The sequence below is a fragment of the Paenibacillus solisilvae genome, assembly GCF_042656405.1.
Classification (GTDB): domain Bacteria; phylum Bacillota; class Bacilli; order Paenibacillales; family Paenibacillaceae; genus Paenibacillus_Z; species Paenibacillus_Z solisilvae.
The window spans coordinates 1-14,823 of the sequence record NZ_JBHSOW010000022.1 but is presented as its reverse complement, the minus strand read 5'-3'; the positions used below and the strand labels follow the sequence as shown (position 1 = coordinate 14,823).

The 14,823-nt window shown below is 47.7% G+C and carries 12 protein-coding genes; 9 read left to right on the top strand and 3 right to left on the bottom strand.

The features are described 5' to 3' along the window. The first annotated feature begins 4 nt into the window (after window positions 1-4). Window positions 5-736, top strand: coding sequence for a 4'-phosphopantetheinyl transferase family protein (locus ACFPYJ_RS06215; RefSeq protein ID WP_379187223.1), 732 nt, complete (start codon window positions 5-7; stop codon window positions 734-736). Between the two features lie 36 nt (window positions 737-772). Here the strand turns inward: ACFPYJ_RS06215 and ACFPYJ_RS06210 are convergent, their stop codons facing one another. Then, window positions 773-1,681 (bottom strand): LysR family transcriptional regulator, encoded by a 909-nt coding sequence (locus tag ACFPYJ_RS06210; RefSeq protein ID WP_379187198.1) that lies wholly within the window; start codon window positions 1,679-1,681, stop codon window positions 773-775. Window positions 1,682-1,872: 191 nt separating this feature from the next. Between ACFPYJ_RS06210 and ACFPYJ_RS06205 the strand changes: the two genes are divergently transcribed. Together ACFPYJ_RS06205 and ACFPYJ_RS06200 are read left to right on the top strand one after the other, a co-directional pair. Next, window positions 1,873-3,117 (top strand): amidohydrolase, encoded by a 1,245-nt coding sequence (locus ACFPYJ_RS06205; protein WP_379187197.1) that lies wholly within the window; start codon window positions 1,873-1,875, stop codon window positions 3,115-3,117. 158 nt (window positions 3,118-3,275) lie between these two features. Then, window positions 3,276-3,539: a helix-turn-helix domain-containing protein gene (locus ACFPYJ_RS06200; protein ID WP_379187196.1), complete on the top strand. Its 264-nt coding sequence runs from the start codon at window positions 3,276-3,278 to the stop codon at window positions 3,537-3,539. A 131-nt stretch (window positions 3,540-3,670) separates the two neighbouring features. On the opposite strand, the gene ACFPYJ_RS06195 is transcribed toward ACFPYJ_RS06200, so the two are convergent. Continuing rightward, window positions 3,671-4,753: a substrate-binding domain-containing protein gene (locus ACFPYJ_RS06195; RefSeq protein ID WP_379187195.1), complete on the bottom strand. Its 1,083-nt coding sequence runs from the start codon at window positions 4,751-4,753 to the stop codon at window positions 3,671-3,673. A 626-nt stretch (window positions 4,754-5,379) separates the two neighbouring features. On the opposite strand from ACFPYJ_RS06195, the gene ACFPYJ_RS06190 reads away from it, so the two are divergent. Further along, window positions 5,380-6,462 carry a CapA family protein gene (locus ACFPYJ_RS06190; RefSeq protein ID WP_379187194.1) on the top strand — a complete coding sequence of 361 codons (1,083 nt, stop codon included), beginning with the start codon at window positions 5,380-5,382 and terminating at the stop codon, window positions 6,460-6,462. A gap of 142 nt (window positions 6,463-6,604) precedes the next feature. Here ACFPYJ_RS06190 and ACFPYJ_RS06185 read toward each other — a convergent pair whose 3' ends face one another. After that, window positions 6,605-7,480, bottom strand: a complete 876-nt coding sequence (locus ACFPYJ_RS06185; protein ID WP_379187193.1) for a LysR family transcriptional regulator — start codon at window positions 7,478-7,480, stop codon at window positions 6,605-6,607. 123 nt (window positions 7,481-7,603) lie between these two features. Between ACFPYJ_RS06185 and zwf the strand changes: the two genes are divergently transcribed. Genes zwf through gndA form a run of 5 tightly spaced genes read left to right on the top strand, consistent with a single transcriptional unit; the run spans window position 7,604 to window position 14,655 of the window. Continuing rightward, window positions 7,604-9,130 carry a glucose-6-phosphate dehydrogenase gene (zwf, locus tag ACFPYJ_RS06180; RefSeq protein ID WP_379187192.1) on the top strand — a complete coding sequence of 509 codons (1,527 nt, stop codon included), beginning with the start codon at window positions 7,604-7,606 and terminating at the stop codon, window positions 9,128-9,130. Then, window positions 9,114-11,102 carry a transketolase gene (tkt, locus tag ACFPYJ_RS06175; RefSeq protein ID WP_379187222.1) on the top strand — a complete coding sequence of 663 codons (1,989 nt, stop codon included), beginning with the start codon at window positions 9,114-9,116 and terminating at the stop codon, window positions 11,100-11,102. The genes zwf and tkt overlap by 17 nt, the downstream gene beginning before the upstream one ends. A 58-nt stretch (window positions 11,103-11,160) precedes the next feature. Then, window positions 11,161-11,829: a fructose-6-phosphate aldolase gene (gene fsa, locus ACFPYJ_RS06170; protein ID WP_379187191.1), complete on the top strand. Its 669-nt coding sequence runs from the start codon at window positions 11,161-11,163 to the stop codon at window positions 11,827-11,829. 41 nt (window positions 11,830-11,870) lie between these two features. Then, entirely contained in the window at window positions 11,871-13,220 is a 1,350-nt protein-coding gene (locus ACFPYJ_RS06165; RefSeq protein ID WP_379187190.1) for a glucose-6-phosphate isomerase, read from the top strand. A 16-nt stretch (window positions 13,221-13,236) separates the two neighbouring features. After that, window positions 13,237-14,655, top strand: a complete 1,419-nt coding sequence (gene gndA, locus ACFPYJ_RS06160; protein ID WP_379187189.1) for an NADP-dependent phosphogluconate dehydrogenase — start codon at window positions 13,237-13,239, stop codon at window positions 14,653-14,655. Window positions 14,656-14,823: the final 168 nt, after the last annotated feature.

Genomic DNA, 14,823 nt, shown 5'->3' with positions numbered 1-14,823 from the left:
GGGAGTGGCTGTGAATGTAAGGAAAGCAGAGTCAACGCTGAACATATACTGGGTACAGCTCCCTGAGAATATAAATCTATCGGAATGGATCGATGATTTAAGTCTACTAGATAACGAAGAAAGAACGATCTATGAACGGTATCTGGTCGATCACAAGAAGATTGAATTTTATACAGGAAGATTGCTGCTCAAAAAGATACTAGGGCAGATGCTGGGGATCCAACCGGAGAAGATAGCTTTTAAGAAAAATCCATTTGGAAAATTATATTTACACCCAAATTGCGTCAATGAAGCTCCAATCTTCTTTAACTTGTCCCATTCAAAAAGAATTGTTGCCTGTGTCATTTCCTCCATTGACGAGGCAGGCATTGATGTTGAAGGGATTAACAAAAATCCGCTAGAGCTAATGCCGGTCGTCTTTGTGTCTCAGGAGCAAATGCTTATAGAAGCAGAGATAACGATTGCCAAGAAGGTTGAGGCGTTTTACAGAGTTTGGACACGCAAAGAAGCCGTGATGAAGGCGGTTGGGAAAGGATTTTCACTCCCGCCCTTGTCATTTGCTGTACCTGTTCACGGAGAAAGAATCATGGATGAAAATTACCACTACTACACCTTCCATCCGATGGATGGTGAAATCATTTCAATTGCTGTAGGAAGGGAAGATGAAGCTGAAGTAGATTTTGAATGTAAGGAAGTTGCATTTTCACAACTGTTGTCCCATGGGTTTCAAATTTAAAACGATGAAACCCGGGGAACCTCGGCCATCTTTTCGTTAGTCCTCTTGCTCCTTGACCGTTCTCTCCCGTCCGATGATCTCTTCCATAAGTTCAATGAAATGAAGTGCCGCTTTTGTCAAATAACGATCCTTCAGCCAGATTAATCCGGTTGCGAATGTCAGCTGACTGTCCGCGATGGCGAAGGATTGGACGTCATACCCACGGTACAATTTAAGTATGGACTCCGGTATGATCGTCGCCCCGTCTCCAGAGGACACCCACCCCAGTAACGTGACGATATCTGAACACTCCCCGATTACGTTCGCCTGCAATCCCCGCTCGGTAAATTGATCGATAATGCTCTGATAGAGTCCAAGGCCTTCTGTACTGGGCAGAATCAGCGGGTAACACTGGATATCCCCGTATGTGAAGGCATGCGATTCAGCTGTGGAAGTCTTGGCTGTTACAAAATAAAAGGATTCCGATTGAAGCCGCAGCACTTCAAAATCGCTGAGTTCCAACGGAAGCCGTACAATGGCGAGCTCGATGGACCGCTCTCTAATGAGCCGAAGAAGCTGTGCGGATTCATTTTGTTGTATTTTATACGTGACCCCGGGATAGCGGGTTTTAAAGGCGCGCAGCAATTGCGGCAAGGGGGAGGAAGATAATGTGTTGACGCCTACCGTCAATTTGCCCCTCATGCCGATGCCGATTTCTTTTACCTCGGTCTCCGCCTCCTCCATGAGCTTCGTCAGAAGCAGCGCATGCTTGTACAAAGCCTGTCCTGCGTCGGTCAATTCGAGCACTTTACCCGTTCTCATGACAAGTTGGACCCCAAGCTCTTGTTCCATGCCCTTCAGCTGTTGTCCAAGCGGGGGTTGAGCCATATGCAATCTCTGCGCGGCGGCCGTAATTTGCTTCTCTTCGGCGATGGCGATGAAATAGCGAAGCTGGCGAATGTCCATCCAATAATCTCCTTTCCTTCCAAACGATAAAAGTATGAAAAATGAACGTTATAAATATTTTTCGTTCGTTAATGGACATGGTACCATAAAGGTATACCGGAAGAAAGAAGCTCGTTTCTTAATCACACCGCGGCTGACGCGGGGCTTAACTTGGGTACCAAGATGAATCGTTTGGGGAAGGAAGGGATGGCATGTTGAATACGGCTTACTTGTTAACGAATGTAAGATTAGAACAAGGTTATGTCATGGAAAATGGACATGTGGCAGGCACCCGTACGAAGGATTGCCATATTCGAATCGAGGGCGGCGCTATTGCCGAAGTTATTGGGACGGAATCGGTGCTCCAGAGCAATCTTCCCAAATACGATTGTAAGTCGTTATTGATGCTGCCTTCTTTCGAAGAGGGGCATATCCATTTGGATAAAACGTATTTCGACGGACCGTGGAAAGCGGTTAACCCTGTATCCAGCATCTTCGAGAGGATTGAGGAAGAGAAAGTATTGCTGCCCAAGCTCCTGTCCACGTCGCAGCAGCAAGCCCAGAGCATCTTGACGCTTATACAAGGATTCGGCGCCACCCATGTCCGCAGCCATTGCAATATCGAGCCTGTCAGCGGGCTGCGCCGGCTAGAAGCAACCAAGCGGGCACTGGACAATTTCTCCGGTAAAATTTCGTCTGAAATTGTAGCTTTTCCTCAGCATGGGCTGCTTCGGTCGGATTCCGTTCAGCTCGTGAAGCAATCTTTGGCGGAGGGGGCATCCCATGTAGGAGGAGTAGATCCTTATTCGGTCGACGGGGATATTGAGAGGTCGCTGCAGACTATGGTAGAATTGGCTGTTCAACATAATGCCGGCATTGATCTTCACCTGCATGACGGCGGTGAAGCAGGCAAGCAAACGATGATGAGGCTGGCTGATATGACCGAAGAAGCCGGACTGCAAGGAAAAGTGACGGTCAGTCATGCCTTCTGGTTTGCCGGCGCAGAGCCGCAAGAAGCGGAAGAAGCAGCCGGGCGGATGGGATCGCTGGGCATGTCCGTTGCATCGACGGTGCCGATTGGAAGAACTACGATGCCGCTTCCAATGCTGCATAATCATGGCGTGAACGTGAAACTCGGAACAGACAGCCTTACCGATCACTGGTCTCCTTTCGGAAATGGAGATCAACTGGAGAAGGCAGGGCGGTTCGCAGAATTGTATGGGTGCAGAGATGAATTGTCATTGTCACAATCCCTTGGATTCATTACGGGCGGGTTAACGCCGCTTGATCATGAGGGCAGGCAATTATGGCCTAAGGCCGGAGATGCTGCAAGCTTTGTTCTGGTACATGCAAGCTGCTCGGCGGAAGCGGTGGCGCGAAGAGCGAAGCGTCAATCGGTATGGTACAAGGGGCACCTTGTAAGCGGCTCGCTGTGCCCCCGACATGAGGCATACTAGGATGATAGAAGTTAATCTATCGATTCAATAAAAACGCTGGCAAATGAAAAAAGATGTCTTAGTACCCGTTCTTACAAGAGCGGGTATTTTTTGGTATAAACACGCGGATAACCAGGTATTATCTAAATAGATTGTGATTTAGGAGGGGGCGAACAGGCTTGTATTTGAACAAGAACCGGTTCGGAAACTATGTTAAGAACCGCCGCTCTGAGCTAGGGCTGTCTCTGAGTGAACTTGCTCTTAATTCCGGTCTAAACTCTGATTACCTTGGTTATTTAGAAAGAGGATACGGAATAGGAGGAGTTGCGGTTGCGCCTAATTTGGACGACATCCATCGCATATCCATCGGGCTAGGAGTCGGGTTCCACGAACTCATACAATATGCTGATTTGGTTAAACACAGTTTGGATGAGGAGTATTGATCCAGGAGCATTGATCCAGGAGGATAGGCTCAAATCTATCCAAAACATCGAGGACAGCAAATCACCGCTGTCCTCTTGCGACCACTATAAACCGCCGTTCAGCTCCATATAAACATGAATAGCCACAGTCGTTAGGGCCCCTCTGGGGAAATAGTGGATTCTCGAATGATTAAACTGGTAGACAAAAGTACTTTTTTGTATCCATAAGTTGAGGCATTGTTAATCTCGAACAGAAGCTTGGCGCTTTCATAACCGAGCACGTCAAAATGCTGTTTAACCGTACTTAACGAAACCTTTGCAAATTTAGAGCTTTCGAAGTCGTCGAAGCCCATGATGGATACTTGCTCAGGAATTTTGACCCCCCGTGCGGTCAGCTGTTCGAGTAACTCTAGCGCCCGTCTGTCATTAACACAGAATAAAGCAGACAGCTCCCCGTTATTAATCTTGGGAATCAGCCTCTCATAATCCAATTCCTTATCCAAATAAATGATTTCCTGATTCAGCGGAAGAGATGCGCCGGACAGGGCATTGCGATAACCGTTATAACGCTCAACCTCTGGGCTTAGGTGGAAGTCGAACGCTGCAAAACCAATATTGCGGTGTCCGAGTTGAATGAGATATTCCACAGCTTCATACGCACCGTCATGGTTGTTGCAAGAAATACAGTTCACCGGAAAGCCGGCCGGAAACCGGTCAAGCATAACAAATGGAATCGATTTCTTGCGGATTTCATCCAAATAGTTTTTGGCGTATTCCGGATTGGATGAGTAGATGAGAATGCCCCGGACATCCGATTGAATCAGATTAAGAATGACGTCCTGCTCTTCTTCAATGTTATTCTCAACGAATTCAATGATGAGCTTGCAATCCTGTTTGCCAATGAAGGACTGAACCCCCTTCATAATCTGCATATAGGAACTATCGTACATTTCAATACCGGAAATAACGAAAGCGATTAAACTGGATGCTTTCTCCACGGGCGTGTTCTGGTTGGCCACGAAGCTTCCTTTTCCCCTTATCCGGTAAATAACCCCCTCATTAACCAAGTCCGCAAGCGCCTTCCGCACCGTAATGGAGCTGACATCAAGCAGCTTCGCGAATTCCGATTCGCTCGGGATTCGGTCATCCTGCGAAATCTCATTATTTTCGATTTGAGACAAGACATAGTCCTTAACCATTTGGTATTTGGGCGGCGTTATATTTTTCTTATTCACTGTGTTCACCTCCGTTAAGCATTTTCATTCATTGTACACGTTCTCATACTACATAGTATACTAACTTGTGATTTTGTGCAAGAAAGACCGCTTTATCCTTTCGCTTCTTCTATTGCATAGAATGTCGAGGTCGGAAATGCCAAAGGCATAGGAATTAGAAGGCGGGAATGAAGATTGAGAAATATATTTTTATAAAAGGTTTGAAAAATTTAGGAATCCGAAAGATAGTGTAAGCGTTTGTCAACTTAGCATTATAACTTGAAAGCTTTAGGGGATGGGGCACAAGAACGACATTCAGAACGCACATCCAATGCAGCAGATATGTAGAAGGTTTACTTCGCAGGCATCAAATTCGAACACATGTTGTGAAAGCGATTTATTAAGTATGAAGTAGAGCGCTGCATGCAAAAGAGAGGGGATTCGTTAACAGATCGCCGCAGCCATCTGCGCGGAACCGTTTTAATTTCGAAATCATAAAAGTCCATGCTGTTTAATCTATTATCCATTACGTGAACCCCGGCCATTAAGGTCGGGTTTTACTGCAATGTCAATTTAAAGGGAGGAGGCATAAACTGAGAAAAGAGTGGGTTCCGACCGCCCAATCCGGTTCCAAAGGAGAGATGACTTTGACGACGGAAATCACCATTGCCGCTGTCGGCGATATTCTCATGAAGCCGTTAATGACAGCCACCATGCGCAAAGCCGGTACTAACGACTATGATTTCGGCGACGTTTTCGAACCGGTCGCTTCCTACCTGCGAGATGCCGATTTAACGATTGGCAACCTCGAAACGACCTTTGCCGGCCTGAAGTCAACCCTCAAGCCGGGTGATTCGGGGGAACACGTTTATACGAAATCGAGAAGAAACCCAAAAACCCGAAATCCCGTTTTCAATAGTCCTGACGAATTCGCCAAAACATTGCAGCAGCACGGCTTCGACGTGCTAACGACCGCCAATAACCACTGCATGGATTACGGGATCAAAGGACTGAACCGGACGCTTCGCGTGCTGGATACCCAAGGAATTGCGCATACCGGAACCAACCGCAACTTAAAAGAATCAAGGAAATTATTGGTTCGGGACGTGAAAGGCATCAAGGTGGGTGTGCTGGCATATACCAGAGACACCAATTCAATTCCCGTACCGAAAGACCGTGCATGGGCCGTCAACCGGATCAGTCCTTCGAAAATAAAGGCGGACATTGACCGGTTGAAAGCAAAAGCGGACATCATTATCGTCTGTCTGCATTTCGGATACGAATATCACAAAAAACCATCCGTTTCCCAGAAAAAGCTGGTTCGTTTGTTATTCAAATACGGATCCGACGTCGTACTCGGATCGCATCCCCATGTTATCCAACCGGCCGTTTTCGTGCGAACCAAAGACCAGTCGGGCATCAGCAAAAAGCGGTTTGCCATCTATTCACTAGGCAATTTCGTTTGTACCCGGCTGCATGGAAATGACCATACACTAAACGGCGTCATCGTCCGCTTGAAGGTACGCAAAACGAAATCCGGATCGCTTCTTCTTGCGAATGCGGAGTACATTCCCACATGGGTCAGCCGGACCGGAACCGGGGATCAAATGAAGTACCAGATCGTCCCGTTGAAGCAGGCGCTCAGCTATCCGAAAGTAGCGGCAGTTGAGAACAAACGTATGAAACGGATTCACAGGCATTTTCTTAGTCATATTCGAAGGAAATATTAGATAGTCAGCTTCCGTGCTACCCTAAATAACTGATTCAGTCCCCGATATCTATCGTGGACTTTTGTTTTTTCTAAGGGTTCACCCTATCTGAAGCCATTAGAAATAGAGAGGACTTGGCTATGACAATGAACGGGGTTCTTAGCTATTTCATAAGCTCAATAAACTTGCTTGCCGCATTGGATAGCGGCATATTGCGCATAATCATGAACCCGACTTGGGAGGGCGGCAGCTTGATGTCTAATTGAATTTCGAAGAGAGAACCCTCTTCGAGCTCCTTGGCAACAAATTCTCTGGTCACGTAAGAGATTCCTAGGCCTTTCCGCGCGAACTCAATGAGTAGATCCACGCTTCCCACCTCAATTTCAGGTTTGATTTCATGGCCGTAGCTTTCAAATAGTTCCGTGATGGCCATCCGTACCCGGCTATTGCGCGAGAATAGGATGACAGGATACTGGAGCAGCATCTCCAGCGACAGCACCATGTCCTTAAGCTCGGCATAACGCGCCCCCGCTACAAAGCAATCCTGCAGCTGGATGCCCCTCATCACTTCAAGCTGGGCATCGACGATGGGCATGCGAACGACGCCCAAATCGATTCTGCCTTCTTTCAGGAAAGAGATGGTTTCCGGTGTAGTCCCATGATTCAGATGCAGTTTAATGCCGGGAAACCTTTGATGATAGTCTTCCAGGTAAGGGAGCAAATAATGCTTAAACAGCGAATCGCTTCCGCCGATCCGCAGCTCGCCGCTGTCCAGATTTTTAAGCGCCGCCATTTTTTCTTCCGCCAGTGAGATTAAGATTTGGGACTTCTCAATATAGGAATAGAGTATGGCGCCCTCTTGCGTCAGCGCGACGCCTTTGGAATTCCGGAAAAACAAGTTGATGCCGAAGTTATCTTCCAGCTGCTTGATGGCGTGGCTGACGCTCGGCTGAGTGAGGAACAACGACTTGGCGGCTTTAGACAAGCTCCCTGTCTTCGCAGCCCAATAAAAAACCTTGTACAGCTCGTAATTGATCATAGACGTGGTCTATAGCTCCTGTGAAATATATTAATTACTCGTATAGGTGATATTCGTATTATAGTGGAACTACGAAAAAGAAACCAGAGCTAAATAGAAGCGCTGCTGGAAGGAGAAGAGAAAATGGAGGCTACCACGTTTGTCTTGTTTGGAGCGACAGGGGATTTAGCCAAACGAAAAATTTACCCTGCCTTGTATAATTTGTTTGTCGACCAGAAGCTGCCGCAATCCTTCTCCGTGATCGGTCTTGGAAGAAGAGAATTGTCGGATGAAACTTTTCAAGCGAATGTCGAGCAATCTCTCCGTATGTTTTCCAGACGCGAAGCGAATGATCCTGCAATATTGAAAAATTTCCTGCAGGCATTCCGTTATAGTGTTCTCGATGTAGGCCGCAAAGAAGATTACCAGAAGCTGCTGCAGCTGATTGAACAGCGTGAAGAAGAGCTTCGCCTTTCACCGAACCGTATGTTTTATTTATCCGTTGGACCTGAATTTTTTGAAACGATCGCAGCTAACATCCAGGAAAGCGGGCTTGGTTCCGCGAATGGCTGGAAGCGTCTGGTGATCGAGAAGCCTTTCGGCCATGATTTGCAATCTGCTCGGGATTTAAATCAAAAACTGAGCAAAGCTTTTGCGGAACATGAAATATTCCGGATCGATCATTATCTCGGCAAGCCGATGGTGCAGAAGCTCGAAGTTCTTCAGCAGTCCAATCCGGTCCTTCAGGCCTTATGGACGAATCGTTACATTGCCAATGTGCAGATTACGGCAAACGAAACCGTCGGTGTAGAAGAACGAGCAGGTTATTACGATCATGTGGGCGCTGTAAGAGACATGTTCCAAAACCATATGCTCCAATTACTTATGATGCTGGCGATTCACCTTCCGAACAACAGTACCTCAGAGAATGTGCGCTTAAACAAGAAAATGGTGATGGAATCCCTGGAGCCGCTGCAAAAAGAGGATGTCATCTCCCATATTGTCCGCGGACAGTATGGAGCAGGAACGATCCAAGGGAAGCCGGTCGTCGGCTACACGTCCGAACCAAGTATTGCCGAAACCTCAAGGAATGACACGTTTATCGCCGCTAAGCTGCGGATTGACGATTATTTTTGGCGGGGAGTTCCTTTTTATATCCGAACAGGCAAAAGAATGAACGAGAAATCGACGCGAATCGTGATCGAGTTCAAAGAACCGTTCAAGCAGTCCTCGTGGGCAAACGATGATAGTAAAATGCCTAATCTTCTGGTATTTGAAATCAGTCCGAACGAAGGTATTACACTGCAATTGAATACGCGGGATCCTCAGCACAGAGGAGAATTCAAGCCCATTCAAATTGACTTTCATGCAAGTGGAGACGATGTTCCAGAGGCTTACGAAAATTTGATTCACGACGCTTTGCACGGAGATCCCACATTCTTTGCGCATTGGGACGAAGTCGAATTGTCATGGAAATGGGTTCAACCCATCTTAGAAGCATTCGAAGAGAATCTGGTTCCGCTTCATCTGTATGCAGCGGGTACTTACGGACCTGCCGAGTCCGATGCGCTGTTGGCGAAGGACGGCTATCATTGGTGGTTCGATGCCAAGCCTGAACAAGAAATCAAAAACAAAAAAGGAGAATTATATGCCTATCACCCAAACAATTGATCAGTTAGCTATTGATACGATCCGAACCTTATCTATCGATGCGATAAACAGCGCCAATTCCGGTCATCCTGGGCTGCCAATGGGAGCTGCACCGATGGCGTATGCACTTTGGGCCAAACAACTCAATCACAATCCGGGCCATGCAAAATGGTTCAACCGCGACCGTTTTGTATTATCCGCGGGTCACGGCTCGGCTTTGCTTTACAGTCTTCTGCATTTGTCCGGCTATAACGTTTCGATTGAAGACATGAAGCAGTTCCGCAAGCTGAACAGCAAAACGCCAGGACATCCTGAATTTGGCCACACGGATGGCGTTGATGCAACAACCGGTCCTCTGGGGCAAGGAATTGCAATGGCGGTAGGGATGGCGATGGCTGAAGCGCATTTGGGATCGAAATTCAACCAAAGCGGTTTCCCGGTCGTCGATCATTATACGTATGCGCTTGTCGGAGACGGCTGCTTGATGGAAGGGATCTCTTACGAGGCAATGTCCATGGCAGGACATATGAAGCTAGGCAAATTAGTTGTATTGTACGATTCCAACGACATCTCCCTGGACGGAGAACTCAATCTTTCCTTCGGGGAAAACATGCAGAAAAGAGCGGAATCCGCGAACTGGCACTATTTGCGGGTTGAGGACGGCAACGACATCGAGCAAATTGCTAAAGCGATCGAAGCAGCCAAGCAAAACGATTCGCAGCCGACAATCATTGAAATCCGGACGATTATCGGTTACGGCAGCAAGGTAGCGGGAACGAATAAAGCGCATGGCAATCCGCTTGGCAAAGAAGAAGCAAAGGCAACCAAGGCCGTTTATGGCTGGAACTATGAGGAAGAATTTACGGTTCCTGCAGAAGTCAAAGCTCACTTTGAACAGCTTAAACAAAATGGCGAGGCAAAAGAAGAAGCATGGAAGCAATTGATCGCTTCATATAGAGCAGAGCATCCAGCGCTTGGTGCGGAGCTTGAGAAGGTCATTGACGGTTCCGTTTCGATTGATGCTGCAGACATCCTTACCTTCGACACTTCCAAGACGGTTTCAACCCGTGTAGCGAGCGGTCAAGCGATCAATCATTTCGTTAAATCAGTTCCTTCGATTTTTGGAGGAAGCGCGGACTTGTCGCATTCGACGATGACCGATATCAGCGGAGAGCAAGTTTTTGCCGTTGAATCCTATGCGGGGCGCAATATCTACTTTGGCGTCCGCGAGCATGCAATGGGCGCAGCGGGCAACGGTATGGCGCTGCACGGCGGCGTAAAACCTTTCGTAAGCACGTTCTTCGTGTTCAGCGATTATTTGCGCCCGTCGATTCGTCTGGCTGCACTGCAGAAACTGCCTGTTACTTACGTGTTTACCCATGATTCGATCGCTGTCGGCGAGGATGGACCTACGCATGAGCCCGTCGAGCACCTGGCCGCACTGCGCACGATCCCTGGACTTACGGTCATCAGGCCGACCGATGCCAATGAAACGGCAAGCGCATGGGCGTATGCCTTGCAGCAAAATGAGGGTCCGGTAGCCCTAGTGCTGAGCAGACAAAATCTGCCTGTATATGAAGCAACCAAGGCAAATGTTGAAGGAATAGCCAAAGGGGCTTATGTCCTGACGGAAACCAACAATCAGCCGGATGTCATCCTGATTGGAACCGGATCCGAGGTTTCACTTGCCGTGAGCGCCAAAGCAGAGCTTGAGAAGGATAATATCTCTGTACGCGTGGTTGCCATGCCGAGCCGTGAACTGTTCAACCGTCAATCCGAAGCCTATAAGCAGTCGGTACTGCCTGCTTCCGTTACGAAGCGCTTAGCTATTGAAGCCGGTATTTCGATGGGCTGGGAACGTTACACGGGTCCAAGCGGCAACGTGTTGTCCATCGATACGTTCGGCGCTTCAGGACCGGGTACTGAGGTCATGGAATACTTTGGTTTCTCAACGGATAATGTGGTTCGTCTGACGAAAGAATTATTGAAGTAAAACGATCATCTTTAGTTCGATTTTAAATGAGTAATTAAAAAAACGGAGGTAGTTAACTATGAAATTTTTTATCGATACTGCAAATGTGGAAGACATCAAAAAAGCGTATAAAGTCGGCGTTTTATCCGGTGTTACGACGAATCCATCCCTGGTTGCCAAAGAAGGTGTGAAATTCGAAGATCGAATTGCAGAGATTTTGCGTGAAGTGCCCGAGGTTGAATCCGTTTCTGCCGAAGTAACGCCTGATGCGGTTACAGCCGAAGAAATGATTGCACAAGCAAACGAACTGATCAAAATCAACAACAACGATAAAAACATCACCATCAAACTTCCGATGACGCTGGCTGGTTTGGAAGCTTGCCGTTACCTGACAAAAAAAGGCGTGAAAACAAATGTGACGTTGATTTTCACTGTGAACCAAGCGCTCTTAGCCGCTCGCGCTGGAGCAACTTATGTCTCCCCGTTCCTTGGCCGCTTGGATGACATTTCGGAAGACGGCGTCCAATTAATCGTAAAAGTTGCCGAATTGTTCCGTACGCACAACTTGGATGCGCAAATCATCGCTGCATCTGTCCGTCACCCGGATCACGTGACTCGCGTCGCGATGGCTGGTGCTCATATTGCAACGATTCCATTTGCGGTCATCGAACAAATCTCCAAGCATCCTCTGACAGATCAAGGGATGGAGAAATTCGCTGCCGACTGGAAAAAAACAGCGCAACTTTAAGTTGCGCTTTACCATACACGGGTTAAAAGGAGAAGCATACAATGACGATTTCATTTGATTATTCCAATGCACTATCGTTTATCCAGCAGCATGAAGTGGATTATTTCGGCGAGTTTGTGAATGTGGCTCATCGGATGCTTCATGAGAAGCAGGGCCCCGGATCCGATTATGTGGGCTGGGTGGATCTGCCGCTTCAATATGATCAAGAAGAGTTTGCAAGAATCAAAGATGCAGCGGAGCGCATTCGCAGCAATTCCGATGCCTTGATCGTCATCGGCATCGGCGGTTCCTATTTGGGCGCAAGATCTGCGATCGAAGCGCTGTCTCATACGTTTCACAATCAAATGAGCGGCAATACTCAAGTGTATTTTGCCGGCCAAAATATCAGTTCGACGTACATCACTCATTTATTGGAGCTGCTGGATGGCAAAGATATTTCCCTGAATGTTATTTCCAAATCGGGCACGACGACGGAACCTGCGATTGCATTCCGTATTCTGCGCGATTATATGGAGAAGAAATACGGTAAAGCGGAAGCGCAAAAACGTATCTTCGCGACTACCGATTCATCTAAGGGTGCATTGAAAAAACTTGCCGATGAAGAGGGTTATGAAACTTTCGTTATTCCGGACGATGTAGGCGGACGTTATTCCGTTCTTACAGCCGTGGGGCTTCTGCCTATTGCGGCTGCAGGGCTTGACATCGATCAAATGATGGCAGGGGCTGCTGCCGCCGCGAAGAAATACAACAATCCTGATCTGGCTTCCAATGAGAGCTATCAATATGCGGCCGTTCGCAACGCCCTTTACCGTAAAGGCAAAACGATCGAGCTGCTGGCTAACTTTGAACCATCGCTGCATTTTGTTTCCGAATGGTGGAAGCAGCTGTTCGGCGAAAGCGAAGGAAAAGACCAGAAAGGTCTTTATCCCGCATCCGTCGATTTTACGACCGATTTGCATTCGATGGGACAGTATGTCCAAGAAGGCCGGCGCGATCTCATCGAGACGGTGCTTTCGGTGAAGAAGCCGCAGGTAGAGCTGACTATTCAAGAGGATTCGGGCAATCTGGACGGATTGAATTTTGTTGCGGGCATGACGATGGACGAAGTGAACAAGAAGGCAGCTGAAGGCACAAGGCTTGCTCATGTTGATGGAGGCGTGCCGAATCTGATTGTCGAGCTGGACGAGCTGAATGAATATACGTACGGCGAAATGGTGTATTTCTTTGAGAAGGCATGCGGCATCAGCGGCTTGCTGCTTGGGGTGAACCCGTTCGATCAGCCTGGCGTGGAAGCATACAAGATCAATATGTTTGCGCTGCTGGGCAAGCCTGGTTTTGAGGCGCAAAAAGCAGAGCTCTTGAAGCGTTTGTCTACAACAAGGCAGGAATAACACGGAGGTAATTACAATGAAAAAACAGCAAATTGGCGTGGTCGGCTTGGCCGTTATGGGTAAAAACCTGGCCTTGAATATCGAAAGCAAAGGGTTCTCGGTTTCAGTATATAACCGTTCGCCTGAGAAAACGAAGGAGCTGCTCGCGGAAGCGCAAGGGAAAGATTTCGCAGGCACGTACAGCGTCGAAGAATTCGTTCAATCGCTGGAGACACCGCGTAAAATCCTAATCATGGTCAAAGCGGGACAACCAACGGACGATACCATTAATCAGCTCGTTCCCTACCTGGATCAAGGGGATATTCTCATCGACGGAGGAAACGCGTATTTCCCTGATACACAACGGAGAAATACGGACCTGCAAGCGCAAGGATTCCGCTTTATCGGCGCTGGAGTTTCGGGCGGCGAAGAAGGAGCCCTGAATGGACCTGCGATTATGCCGGGCGGGCAAAAAGACGCCTATGAACTGGTAGAGCCCATCTTGACCGCAATTTCGGCCAAAGTGAACGGCGATCCTTGCTCGACTTCCATCGGAGAAGGCGGCGCCGGTCATTATGTCAAAATGGTACACAACGGCATCGAGTATGGCGATATGCAGCTCATTGGCGAAGCGTATCACTTACTCAAGGATGTATTGAACTTAAATACAAGCCAGCTGCATGATATTTTCACTGAATGGAACAATGGTGAGCTGGATAGTTATTTGATCGAAATCACAGCCGATATTTTCAAGAAGACAGATCCGGATACAGGCAAACCGATGGTGGATGTCATCCTCGATTCGGCAGGGCAAAAAGGAACCGGGAAATGGACCAGCCAAAGCGCATTGGATTTGGGAGTTCCCTTGTCCATTATTACCGAATCCGTGTTTGCGCGGTTTATCTCCGCGATGAAAGAAGAACGCGTGGCCGCAAGCAAGCAGCTGAATGGCCCAGCGGCGACAAGCTATGACGGCGATCCTAAAGAATTCATCGAAGCCGTTCGCAAAGCATTGTACACCAGCAAAATCGCTTCGTATGCGCAAGGCTTTGCGCAAATGAGAGCTGCTTCCGACGCGTACAATTGGAATTTGAGCTATGGCAGCATTGCGATGATATTCCGCGGAGGATGTATTATCCGCGCAAGATTCCTACAAAATATTAAGGATGCTTATGACCGGGATCCGGCTCTTAAAAACTTGTTTTTGGATCAATACTTCAGCGGTATCGTTGAAAACTATCAGGAAGCTTGGAGAAAAGTCATCTCGATTGCCGTAACAAGAGGAATTCCGGTTCCTGCTTTTGCTTCCGCATTAGCTTATTATGACAGCTATCGTACAGAGAGGCTGCCGGCTAATTTGCTGCAAGCGCAAAGAGATTATTTTGGGGCGCATACGTTCGAGCGGCTTGATCAAAAAGGAAGCTTCCATTTTAAATGGATGGAAAATAACGAATAAAATTTTTGTGCAATCCTTATAAAGCCTTCGGATGGTTATGAATTTTCAACCTGTTTCTGTTGGGCAAAGGACAATAAAAAAAGCTGTCGGGTATGAGATTATGGTCATACCCCTGTCAAGTAGACATTAGAAAAAAGCTATGCTGCCAGCGCGCACCGGTATTCAATC